This window comes from Occallatibacter sp. (genome assembly GCF_049802275.1).
Classification (GTDB): Bacteria; Acidobacteriota; Terriglobia; order Terriglobales; family Acidobacteriaceae; genus Telmatobacter.
The window spans coordinates 1-11,741 of sequence record NZ_JBARMD010000358.1 but is presented as its reverse complement, the minus strand read 5'-3'; the positions used below and the strand labels follow the sequence as shown (position 1 = coordinate 11,741).

Below are 11,741 nucleotides of genomic sequence, written 5' to 3'. Positions count from 1 at the left end.
CAATCACTTGATCAAGCTGGTTCGGTGGAATCTTCACGCCGCATGCCGAGTTAACGGCGTCCCTGAATCCGAAATGGTCGAGACAAAGGACAGGAAGTCTGTGCGCCAGAGCCTCGGCTACCACCGTGGAGGTTGCGTCATACAGGCTAGGCTGGACAAAGCAGTGGCCGGTTGCCATGACTGAAAGAGCTTCGGCACGCGGTACTCTTCCCAGAAAGCTGCAGTGTTCGGCGAGTCCGAGCTTACCGGCGAGCCTCTTCCAACTCTCCCAAAGTGGTCCATCTCCAATGACGATTAAGCGCCAATCGGCAAAAGATTGCTTGAGTTGCCCGAGCGACAGCAAAACGATATTAAGAGCCTTGAGCGGGTTGCATGTCCCGCTCCAGACAATACGCAACGGCTCTCCGGGCCCTCGGCGAACCAGCGCCCTCGGCTCCAGATCCGGTGCGCTTACTTCGCACAGTGTAATAGCGTCTCGGCCCCAGAGCGCATGAACTTTCTCAGCTACATTGCTCGACGAGGCTAGGATCACCTGTGCAGTCGCCGCCGCTCGCCTCGGCCGGCGAGATACGTGCATGGCCCAGAGCGTTGACAGGCCCTTCAGGACACAAAATACTCGCGAACCGAACGGCACGGCATTAAGGAGCCAAAATGGAGTAAACTGCAATCCCCCAATTGGACCCCACACGAAGGGCTTGCCGAGCTTCCAAAGATGTCCAGGCTCGCGAAATCCGGTTCCGTTAAGCTGGTGAACCACATCGAAATCGATTCTTGCATCGAGCTCACGAGCAAGCACGTATGCGTCCCACTGCCAGACCTTATAGCGCCAGTAATTCGTTATGTGACCCAAGGGGGAAGTGAGGTTTCTGAATCTCTCCTGAACATACTGAACTGATAAGTTGGCCAGGGCGTGTGGGTGCTGAAGCAGATACTGTTCCGTTTCCTCTCTTTCGAGAGCTCTCGTGATCACCCATACCTTATGCTTTGCCGCGATGGCACGCACGTAATCCCACCCAACTGAGCACTCCGACCCCTTAGTCGGATTGAACGCAAATGCGGATACGAGTACCTTCAGGGGTCGCGCTTCGCTCATGGGCGAGACACCTCTACCCTGAGACCTTGATTCAGATCAAACTCGGGTAAGAACGGATAGAAGGCCAAAAACCATATCAGATAAATCTGAATATCCGTCCCATAACTTCCAGTGAACTGCTGAAGGAACGCTACCGCAAACATTGCAAGCCGGAAGGAATTCAGGTGCACTTTCGTCCTATAGAAGAGATAACACTCCACAACCAGAACAACTGCAACGCTGATGAGTCCAAACTCGGCTAAAAATCCGGCTATGAAATTGGGAATGTGGCCTTCCAAACCGAAGCCGAGATAGGAGAAGTCGATATACTTCGACTGGCCCAACCCCACTCCCCACCAAAGACTCTTTGAAGAAGCTACTGTGTAACCGGAAACGTAGGCTAAGATAGTTCTACCTTGCGTGGAGCCGTCGTTCCCTGCCGCCACCTGCAATACTCGCTGCGAGATTGGGTTAGGAGTCAAGAGCAGAGCTCCAGTTGCAATGGCCAAACAAAAGAATCGAATCCGGGATTTCCGACTGCTTAGCAGTTGCCGGTAGCCGACCATCAGCGATACGCCGATCGCAGCAAGGCCAATGCTAATCCCTCCAAAGGACTGACAGAGCAGAAAAGGAAAAGCAATCATCATGAAATATGTTCCATTTCGTCTCTTGGTTTCGTGCAATAGCCGGAGGGTCGCAAAGATAATCAAAGGAAACATCAACTCGGCGTAGGCTGATGGCTCGGTAGAAAGAAGGTTGAGCCGCAGTACATCTGGGCCACCTATAATCGGTTGAGTGTTCATCCAGAATAGAGCCTGCAGGGGAGTGGGGCGAAGAATAACGCCAAGCACAGCGGCGCAGAAGTTAAGCAGGATTAACTGATCGAATAGCCGATCGAGGCTTCTGCATTTCGAGAGTGCCCAGCAAAATGCGTACACCGTAACATAGACAGCCCACCAATGTGCGAGCGTGCGCAGATACTCCACGGGATTTTCAATGCCCATGGCTGCGTGTGCCAGGATAAAAGGCGAGAGGATCAGGAGGAGGTTCGTTGTCAGCCAGCGGCGGCCTTCAAGGTATAGCCAAATATAGAAGAGAGGTGAGAGGAGCGAGGTGTAGAAGATCCCAATCGGCAGCCCAAGATTGTCGACCCCGGCGTGATTTAGGAAGAAGTAAAACGCGGCAAATGGAAGATAAATATGGACCCACAGAAAGCCTGCCACCCCGGGGCGCAGCGGAGTGGCAGGGGCATTCGAGGGCAATAAATAGGAATTTGCAGTTGGCTCCGTCAAAGCAGGGTCCTTATTCCAGACGTTGAACTATTACCTTGAAAGCACGCCAGCAATTGGTTGCTTCGATCCGGTCGAACTCCCGTCCTTGAATGACGCCCCTGGTCCGATACATGGCAGCCCTCAAGAGGCATCCCGCGAATAGGACACCGCGACAAAGAAGCCGATGAATCCCCTTCATGTGTTTCTCGACGTAAATCGCAAAACTGCACACTAGTTCCGGAAACCGGCTCGAGGCGAAGCCACCCCAATGCACGTATTTCCAACGGGGCAGATAGGCACACCCAAACCCCGCCTCCTGCATTCTCTTACAAAAATCGATATCCTCGCCGTACATAAAAAATCTTTCATCCAACCCGTTCAGCACATGCCATACATCTGTGCGCGTGAGAAGAAAAGACCCCTGCACCCAATCCACATCATAGGCCTCTTCCGCACCGTACTGCTCGGGCGATATCAGCATGGAGCGCAGAACAGCTAGCCGTGCCGCCGACGGGAACCTTCCCGTGCAGGCACGCGAAATGCGGTCTCCATCAAGCATATTGATCGAGAGGGCGCCGTACGAAACGTGAGTCTCTAGCCAGTCTACTATTGCGGCAATCGGTTCCAACAGCAGCGTGTCTGTGTTGAGGAGCAGTATAAACCTGCCTCGAGCGCTCCTTCCAGCGAGGTTATTTCCTCCGGCAAAGCCAAGATTTTGGTCGCTTCGAACGATCTCGAGCCATGGGAAGCTCGCCCTCGCGGCTTCAAGGGATCCATCCGTAGAAGCATTATCCACCAGTATTACCTGGGTTCCAGGGGGGGCATGGAGGCGGATGGACTCCAGACATGGCCCCAGGTACCGCATGCCGTTATAGTTGACGAGAAGAATGGACAAACGCTCCTCGCCTGCGATTACGGACTCGGCCGTCAGCGAGATCGCTTGCGGCAACACAGGAACCGTTGGAGAAATCATAGAGGTCGGCATTCATGCTGGGAGTCGGAAAAACGACGGCGCCAATCGACGACGGGCGACAGGAAAGAAGACGCCATGTGAGCTGTTGCCAAGGATGGCCTAGGAGCCCAAAGCCGATGTCTCCTGCCAAATAGCAATGATATGAATCCCCATCTCCAAGTTTTCGCCCAAGTCTTCAGACGGAATTTGCGGAACGATTCAAGACACAATTCCGCCAGTTTGAGCTTATCTCGTGAAAAGAACACCGCATTGCCCGAGGCTCCCGGATAGATGCGATAAGAACCAGCTAGATCTCGCATAATTCGGTCCTATTTCACACCGCAGCTCTTGGCCGGGCACGATTTCTTGATTCCTCTGTCGCCAGGTCGCCTCAAAATCCAACGGATGGCTGAACGAGCAATCGTCCCGACTTGATGCAGCATATAGCACACCGCTGGCAAGTGTTCGCGGATCAAGCTTCCCATATCACGCTTGAATCGATCATCACCGAGCCCACTAACCCCACTGACATTGTCGTACTTAGCGATCAGTACAGGAATGTGCTGAAATCTGAATACATGATTGGAGTAAATCCGTAGGTTGAACTCCCAGTCAGCCAACACGGGATACAGCAGGCTAAAGCGCTCCGACTCAAAGAGACCACGAGGATAAAAGATTGCCTGCTGGCAGATGTTACGGCGTGAAAGTTTCCATGACCCGAATGACCCGTCGTATATCTTCTGCGATCCGGTCAGGAGAACATTGCCGTAATAGACTGTCCGATCGTCGTGAAGGTATTGAGCGACGGCGTCCAGGGAATCGCATAAGGTATCATCCGAGCCGATGAAGTACACCCATTGACCGCGGGCAAGGCCGATAGCCTTGTTCATCGCATCGTAAATCCCCTGGTCTGGCTCGCTGCCCCAGTAATCAATCGTGTCCTCATACTTGCGGAGTAAGTCGAGTGTTCCATCCGTTGATCCACCATCGATGACGATGTATTCAAGGTTTTTATATTTTTGGTCTCGTACGCTAAGGATGGTTGCCTCCATCCCCTTGGCGCCATTGAAGACCGGCGTGACCACGGTAAAGAGCGGACGATCAGAGTTGTTCTGCGTTGAAAGCCCTTTGAGCCGCTTTCCTCCGCACTTTGATATGACATCGTCTTGCATTGAGATCCACTCTCCGCATGATTGAATGCCTCTTCCTTTTCGGAGAGAGGAGGCTCACTCTGGTGCGACTCGCCGTCAGTCGCTCACAGGCCTCGCCCTACTCGCGTAGCCACCGAGAGAAAACGGGGTCCAACCGCATCCGTGTTGCGGCATCCTGCTGGCTCTTCGACTGATTGTACGATGCTGCCACGGCATGAGCCAAGACCTTCGGCGATCGGTCGGACGCTCTCCGGAGAGGAGCATCTCCGCAACCTGTTCGGGATGCTCTTGAGAAGCGCGTCCTCGTGTATTTCACGGCCTCAGGCTTTACCCCCGCAGGTGGAATGGAAGCATCCGTCGCGTGTAAACTTACTGCGAAGAGGATCAAATAATTCAGATGGCTCCTAAGCTCCGTGTCGCAATCGATTGCAGAATTTCAGATTTCGAGCAAGGAGTTGGCACGGCCTTGCTGGCCCTGGCCAAAGCGCTTTCGGATTCAGAGGTCACCGATCAGGAATTTACGTTTATCGTTCCTGAGAATTCAAAAAGGCAGCTTGTGCCTTATGTTTACGGTCCTTGCAGGCTGGAGGGCATTCCCGAGTCAACCTTCAGCACGGTGAAGGCGTCGCTGCGACGGATTGCGCCCCTCCGGTTCATTTGGAAGAAACTGATCGACTTGAAGAAGCTGCACAACGAAACTGCGCAGATACCTGTTTCTGATGGATATGTCGAATCTCATCAGTTCGATGTCGTTCACTTCCCGACACCTGTGGCATATCTGACAGACTTGCCCAGCATCTACCAGCCGCACGACCTGCAACACCTTCATCACCCGCAATTCTTTTCTGAGACTGCCTTTGCAGAGCGAGAGAGAATGTATCGTGCTTTCTGCAATCAGGCTTCCTATATTTGCGTCCACGCCGAATGGACCAAGCTGGATCTTGTTAAATGTTATGAAACGTCACCGGACAAGGTCGTTGTGATTCCGTGGGGTTCAGTTTTTGGAGCCTACAAGGATCCTTCCAGCGAGGAAATCCGGAGCACAGTCGATAAATATAGACTCCACGATCGCTTTTTCATCTATCCCGCAAGAACGTGGCCACACAAGAACCACGAGGTTATCTTAAGAGCGCTTCATATCTTGAAGCGTGAACAAGGTATCGCCCCGCATGTCTATTTTACGGGATCGTACACCGAGCATCGGTTATCTCTCGACAAGCTCGCTAAAGAACTCAAGGTATCCGAGCAATTGCATTTCCTCGGGTTTGTTACGCCGGCCGAGTTGCAAGCTATCTTCCATACTGCAGCGGCGATGATATACCCGAGCCGGTTCGAAGGCTTTGGCCTTCCAATCCTCGAAGCATTCCAGGCACGCCTTCCCGTGCTTTCTTCAAATGCCACTACGCTGCCCGAAGTCGGACGGAATGGGGCCCTCTACTTTGACCCAGATTCGCCATCGGACTTATCGGCATTAATGGCGCAACTTCTCAATTCGTCGGAACTCCGACAAGACTTGGTCGCTAAGGGAACACTCTTATTATCGCAATACTCGTTCAGAGATACAGCCGCGAGTTTCCGTGCGCTCTATGCGAAAACAGCAGCACTGTCTGCGCAGAATCACCGACTGAACCCTTTGCCGGCAGAGCGCTAGTAATTGCAGCTTAAGGTGAGTCGGGTGCAAACTCGGTGAGTGACACTATCGATGCAATAATCAAATCTGGAATTTCGGGAATTTTTGTCCGGAGGCCTTGGCTTAGTGAAGACTTCAGTTGCAAAAGATAACCTCTTGCCGGCCAAATGCAAGGTATGTGAGTCGCGAACAGAATTTTTCGAAGAGACCCAGGTGCTTCGGAAGTATCGCGTTCGATACTTTCGTTGTGATAAATGCGGATTCATGCAGACTGAGGAACCGTATTGGTTGGACGAGGCGTATTCTTCTGCGATCGCCCGCCAAGACGTTGGAGCCATGCAGCGAAATCTGGTGAATTGCGAGATAACTGGCGCCGTTCTCAACCTGCTTTTTCCAAAAACAAACAGCGCAGTTGACTTTGGCGCGGGTCACGGCGTTTTCGTTCGACTCATGAGAGATAGGGGCTTCAAGTTTTTCTGGTCAGATCGTTACGCCACAAATGATTACGCGAGGGGCTTCGAATGCCAGGACGGGGCAACCTTCGACTTTCTCACAGCATTCGAGTTGCTCGAGCACTTCGTTGATCCGGTCTCCGGACTGGAACAGCTAATGAATCTATCGGACAACGTGTTCGTTTCGACCTGCCTTGTCCCTGATCCCGTCCCCCGACTGGCTGATTGGTGGTATTACGTGCCGACGAGTGGTCAGCATATTGCTTTCTATACCAAGGAGTCTTTAGGTCTTCTGGCTACTCGGTTCGGAAGGCATCTGCTGTCGTTCGGCCAGTTTCATCTATTTACTCGAAAACCACAGAGCAGCTTCTTGTACCGCTTGGCCAATGGTCTAAAGACCGCTCGAACTGTAAACTTCATCTATCGCCGCCCAAGCCTGATCGAAAGCGATTTGCAGCAGATGACTCGATGACAATCGAAGCTGCGCTGCCATTGTGCGGGAACCCATACTACGGCTCAACACCGGCTGCTCTCGTTTCATCAATTCAAAAGGTGGCTCAACTTAACCTAAGCACAATGCTAGCTGAAGAATCTGCTAGCAACCCGGTGAGCCTTTTTCAAGGCGCGCTGCATTCGAGATTGCTGTAACATGTCCTGAGCGCGATACCTGTCGAGGCTGCGCGAAGGAATGAAACTGGCCGGGTGCCTCAGCGGGAACTCCATCGAAGTTGCTGGAAGTATGAATCGGGCATCGGCTTGAATAGTGTGAGTTGCGCCCTCTCCAAAGCCTATGTTGGTAACTAAATTGACATTTGGAACGATAGTAAGTGAGCTATTTTTTAACCCTGTATATAGCCATTGATAATCCCAGGTGTCGGGGCCTCTGTTTTCGTGCATGGCATCGAAGATCTGGGTCCAGAAGGCGACAACCTTGGGGTCGTCGAAGACTTCTTCCAACATCCGCCGCTCTCTTAGCGCCGGCCAATCGACAAGGTGGCGGTCGTAGCGCTGCCATTCTGGCCTCCACGTTGCCCACCCCCAGATGCCGCCGATTTGGGAGAAATAGTAGCTGTCTGCAGGCTTCCGGTACCGGCCTACAAGATTGTCACCAGAAATATAAGCGATCCTGTCGTCGCCTCGGTACCTCTCAAGTAACTCCTGGCAGAACGGGAAAAAGGAAGGGTCTGGAAGACAATCATCTTCCAGTATGATCGCTTCCTCTACCTGGGAAAACACCCAATCCAGTCCGCTGATCATCCTTTCCCGGCAGCCGAGGTTCCTCTCGGAAAAATTCTCGAACACCTCACAGGGCCAGCTAACAGAGGTTACGATCTCGCGCACGCGACGACAGACCTCAGCTTCGTCTCTACCTTGTCGCGGTCCATCGGCGATCAGCAACAATTTCGCAGGCTGTGCCTTGGAGATTGCGTCAAACACGCGGCGCGTAGTGCCAGGTCTATTGAAAACAAACAACGCGACAGGCGTTTGCAGCGTCCCTGTCTGCATGAATCGGAACCTCAGGAACTATCGGGTAAACCTTCAAGTATAGTAGCACTTAGGATAAAACACAGAGGACAGCCAGCCGATACCGAAGCAACTGAAACAATCGTTGCAGCATGAAATGATAAGGTCCTGATCACGGATTCGCGTTCGCAAAACGACGGGGCCCGCTCCTCCAGACGCTGCCGACCCAATTTAAGGAACCAGCTATTGAAGATGACCGCATACTCTGCGCAAATATCAAGACAATTGGACAAGATCGGGCCCGGCCTGCGCAGAATACTCGGAAATATGGGCTGGTTGATGGTGGACCGTGTCATCCGCATGGGGATGGGCCTCTTCGTCGGGGTCTGGGTCGCTCGGTATTTGGGGCCAGCACAGTTCGGTAGCTTGAACTTCGCTGCTGCATTCGTGGCCTTGTTCGGGAGCGTGACCACGCTTGGCCTGGACGGAATTGTTGTGCGGGAGGTGCTGCAAAAGGCCGAGGACACGTGCGAGATTCTGGGTACAACGCTCGCACTCAGAGGTGGTGCAGGTTTGGTTGCCATGGCAGCATCGATTGGCACCCTTGCATTGATTCAACGTCACGATCGGATGGCGCTGCTATTGGTCAGTATCCTTTCGCTAACACTTGTCTTCCAAGCGCTGGACACCATTGATGTCTTCTTCCAATCGCAAGTGCGGTCCAAAATCACCGTCTGGGCGAAGAACGCGGCATTTCTTCTCTTTGTCGTCGTCCGCGTGTATTTGGTAATCGCCAAGGCGCCCTTGTGGACATTTGCAGTAGCTATGACCGGAGAGGTTGCGCTAGGCGCGGCCGGTCTTGTGCTCGGCTACAGGTTGTCGGGCGGCAGATTGTCTTCCTGGCGAAGCAGCAAGAAGAGAGCGACTGAATTGCTAAAGCAAAGCTGGCCGGTGATCTTCTCCGCAATGGCCGTCATGGTCTATATGCGCCTGGACATGGTCATGCTCAAGATGATGCAAGGAGACTTTGCAGTTGGGCTGTATGCAGCGGCTACCAGAATATCGGAGGTCTGGTATTTCATCCCCATGGCCATCGTCTCCTCTGTATCTCCCGCTATCATGCGGGCAAAGGACGACCCAGCACTTTTTTATGGACGGCTTCGCAAGCTATTCTCGCTCATGACGCTATCAGCCTGTGTCATCGGTTCCATCGTGGCACTCGCTTCAAATGCAATCGTTCGAATACTGTACTCGAGCGGTTATCGCGGCGCTGGGCCGGTGCTTGCGGTCCATGTTTGGGCCTCTGTCTTCGTCTTCCTCGGGGTAGCCCAGAGCCCATTTGATGTAACAAAGAGCCTTTTTAAACTGTCTCTCTACCGAATCGTCGCCGGAGCTGTGATCAATGTCGTCATGAATCTATATTTGATCCCGAGGTATTCTGCCATGGGAGCGGCCATCGCAACGGTCGTCTCGTATGCCATCTCTGGGGTCTTCTCGAACGTATTCAGCGCACAGACGAGGCCTATCTTTTACATGCAGATGCGGTCGTTTATTCCTGGAAGGTTTTGGGATTTCTCCAAATGAAATTCATATCCAGCTGTTACTCCGAGCGTTAACGCGCGCCGGAAACTATATCGAAATCGCCTCGGTGTCTTTGGCATCACGAGCTCACGCTGAGTCGATCCAGTGTTTTGATGAGCGCTGCAGGGTCGACCATAATGTTATCGAAGTTCTTCGAATGCCCCTCGAGTGTTCCTACGATGTATGCATAACTCATATTGAGTTCTCTTGCGATCACAGCGAAATATGCGCGGGCCTCGAGTGGGTTCTGGAATTCAAGCAGAGATCGCGCATTTGCGAAAATGATATTGGTCAGCCCAGCGCCATGTACGCCAACGATAATCTCTGCACCTATCAGCAACTGCAATTGGTCAATCCACGGCAAGTCTTCGAGGTAGACTGTTTGAAATCCCCTCGATTCCAAAACTGTTCTTACAGCAGCTTCGGATTGAACGGTGAGTTTTCGCTTAGTTGCCTTAGCTCGACTGATGTAGAGACGCTTTTTTGCGTTCTCGCTTTTTGAATTCCTTTTTGGCAGGCGTGCCAAAATGCGTTCGCGAATTCTTAACAACATATCGCCATTTGGCTGTGTCCAATAGTCATCGAGTCCGGGCACCGTAAATGGGAAAGTGGCGGTAGGGAAGATGCACTCACCCACGTGACACCAATCATCCTTACCCACTATGACTACTTGCCGATCGGAAGAGATTCCCAGAATCTCAAGAAGTTGTCGCTGGAATACTTCCAAAGGAGGCATTATCAGTGGATATTTATCGAAGTCGGTTCCATCATCGATGAGATCGAGAATTCTAGGGACGCCATCCACCAGCCAATGATAGTAACTGGATGTGAAATGTAACATATCGATGCCACGCTCTACGCTCATGACTTTAGCGCGGGTCGAGACAGACACGGTGCCGTTGCGCCGTTCCCTGGTAATCAGCAGATATGGATAATCGAGGATCCGCTCGTGCTGGAAGAGAAAACGCTCTGGCCCCCCCCCAACATCTTCGATATGAAGCGTAACGTCGCGAAGCCGGTGGCGAGTGGTTTGCACTTTGTAGCGCTGCAGGTGATTTGAAAGCGTGGGCAGATACCAGCCCCGGGTGTATCCGCCATAGATTGAGTTACCACTCGGTTGCTGGGTCACTTTATCGAGTGGAAGCGAAAAACTGCGAGTGCGATTGTAGATACCGAATAAACGCCCTTCCGGAGTTGCTGCGGAGCAAAGAGTTCTTATACGGTGGTTGAATTGCGCTGTTCTGATCTTTTCCTTGAGCCTTCCAATAGCGCATTTACCGAGAAACCGGGCTGTGGAAGTGACGATTAGTTTCCACGACCTTGCCAGCGACCTCAGGCCAACACCGTCAAAAAACTCTACATTCCGACAGAGACAAAGGGCATAAAGCGTATTCAACAAAAACTGCTGTCTGCGCATCCCAGGTGCCGAAATGACGATACATTTCCGACCATCTGACTTGCGCCAGGTTGCGCGTAACAGCCGGATGTTCCTTCGAAAAGATCCGAAGCCGGTCGGTTCTTCAAGTTGGAGGTTTGTGTGACCGGGCGGAGGTTCGACTTCACGATCCGACACCACTACATGCATTTCCGCTTCGTCGATTGGCAGGGCAATGTCAATACTTGGATAAGAAGAATCAAAGATAAATACCGTTGTATTCGGCATCCGTTGCCCTCAAATGAAGAATCGATCGAGCCTCAGTCGCCCGAAGCGGAAGCCATCCAGCAATTCAACTGGCGCGTCAAAGTTCCCGAAACTCAAATCCCCTCCGCAGCCAATGTCACTCGTGGGCAGGTTAGTGTATCCCCAAGATTGTATCGGAAGAGCCGCATTGAGATACGCCGCCCTGCCGAGCCGCACCAATGTCGTGCGCCTCATCAACCAAGGCCAGCAGATCGTTTTCGACCCGGGTTTTGCAATAGGACAAACGGCGCCTGCGCACCATCATATCCATAGGTCCGCAAGCCATGGAGCGCGCGATGACCCTCGCAATCTGTGTCCCAACTCACAATCCTGCTTCACCAGAAGCTCGTTGCAATAGGCTAAAGCCCGAAAGCCGAAGCATTCGTGATAAATTTCATTCAGGTGCGTCCTTGTTAGTCAAGAAAGCTGTCATTACTGCCGCGGCGCAGTCTCAGCGTACATTGCCTCTTCAGTCCCTCATCGACGG

Annotated in this window: 10 protein-coding genes; 4 read left to right on the top strand and 6 right to left on the bottom strand. The window is 52.5% G+C overall.

Annotated features, from left to right (window positions below):
• The 4 genes from WA354_RS12470 to WA354_RS12455 form a co-directional block, all read right to left on the bottom strand.
• Nucleotides 1–1,093: glycosyltransferase (locus WA354_RS12470; RefSeq protein ID WP_472813335.1), on the bottom strand; the 1,093-nt coding region annotated here is incomplete at its 3' end.
• Nucleotides 1,090–2,295 carry an O-antigen ligase family protein gene (locus WA354_RS12465; protein WP_472813334.1) on the bottom strand — a complete coding sequence of 402 codons (1,206 nt, stop codon included), beginning with the start codon at nucleotides 2,293–2,295 and terminating at the stop codon, nucleotides 1,090–1,092. The genes WA354_RS12470 and WA354_RS12465, both read right to left, overlap by 4 nt.
• A 79-nt stretch (nucleotides 2,296–2,374) precedes the next feature.
• The gene (locus WA354_RS12460; RefSeq protein WP_472813333.1) at nucleotides 2,375–3,316 is read right to left on the bottom strand and encodes a glycosyltransferase family 2 protein; all 942 of its coding nucleotides are present in this window, start codon (nucleotides 3,314–3,316) and stop codon (nucleotides 2,375–2,377) included.
• A gap of 308 nt (nucleotides 3,317–3,624) precedes the next feature.
• On the bottom strand, nucleotides 3,625–4,467 hold the full coding sequence (locus WA354_RS12455; RefSeq protein ID WP_472813332.1) for a glycosyltransferase family 2 protein: 843 nt from the start codon (nucleotides 4,465–4,467) through the stop codon (nucleotides 3,625–3,627).
• A 445-nt stretch (nucleotides 4,468–4,912) separates the two neighbouring features.
• Between WA354_RS12455 and WA354_RS12450 the strand changes: the two genes are divergently transcribed.
• Together WA354_RS12450 and WA354_RS12445 are read left to right on the top strand one after the other, a co-directional pair.
• A complete protein-coding gene (locus WA354_RS12450; protein ID WP_472813331.1) occupies nucleotides 4,913–6,097 on the top strand; it encodes a glycosyltransferase family 4 protein in 1,185 nt (394 codons plus the stop codon).
• A gap of 105 nt (nucleotides 6,098–6,202) precedes the next feature.
• On the top strand, nucleotides 6,203–7,000 hold the full coding sequence (locus tag WA354_RS12445) for a class I SAM-dependent methyltransferase (RefSeq protein WP_472813330.1): 798 nt from the start codon (nucleotides 6,203–6,205) through the stop codon (nucleotides 6,998–7,000).
• Between the two features lie 107 nt (nucleotides 7,001–7,107).
• Here WA354_RS12445 and WA354_RS12440 read toward each other — a convergent pair whose 3' ends face one another.
• Nucleotides 7,108–8,034 carry a hypothetical protein gene (locus WA354_RS12440; protein ID WP_472813329.1) on the bottom strand — a complete coding sequence of 309 codons (927 nt, stop codon included), beginning with the start codon at nucleotides 8,032–8,034 and terminating at the stop codon, nucleotides 7,108–7,110.
• A 210-nt stretch (nucleotides 8,035–8,244) separates the two neighbouring features.
• Between WA354_RS12440 and WA354_RS12435 the strand changes: the two genes are divergently transcribed.
• Nucleotides 8,245–9,576: a flippase gene (locus WA354_RS12435; protein WP_472813336.1), complete on the top strand. Its 1,332-nt coding sequence runs from the start codon at nucleotides 8,245–8,247 to the stop codon at nucleotides 9,574–9,576.
• A gap of 76 nt (nucleotides 9,577–9,652) precedes the next feature.
• Here the strand turns inward: WA354_RS12435 and WA354_RS12430 are convergent, their stop codons facing one another.
• Nucleotides 9,653–11,236: a glycosyltransferase family 61 protein gene (locus tag WA354_RS12430; protein WP_472813328.1), complete on the bottom strand. Its 1,584-nt coding sequence runs from the start codon at nucleotides 11,234–11,236 to the stop codon at nucleotides 9,653–9,655.
• A gap of 314 nt (nucleotides 11,237–11,550) precedes the next feature.
• On the opposite strand from WA354_RS12430, the gene WA354_RS12425 reads away from it, so the two are divergent.
• Nucleotides 11,551–11,741 (top strand): hypothetical protein (locus tag WA354_RS12425; protein WP_472813327.1); only part of this gene is annotated, 191 nt, incomplete at its 3' end.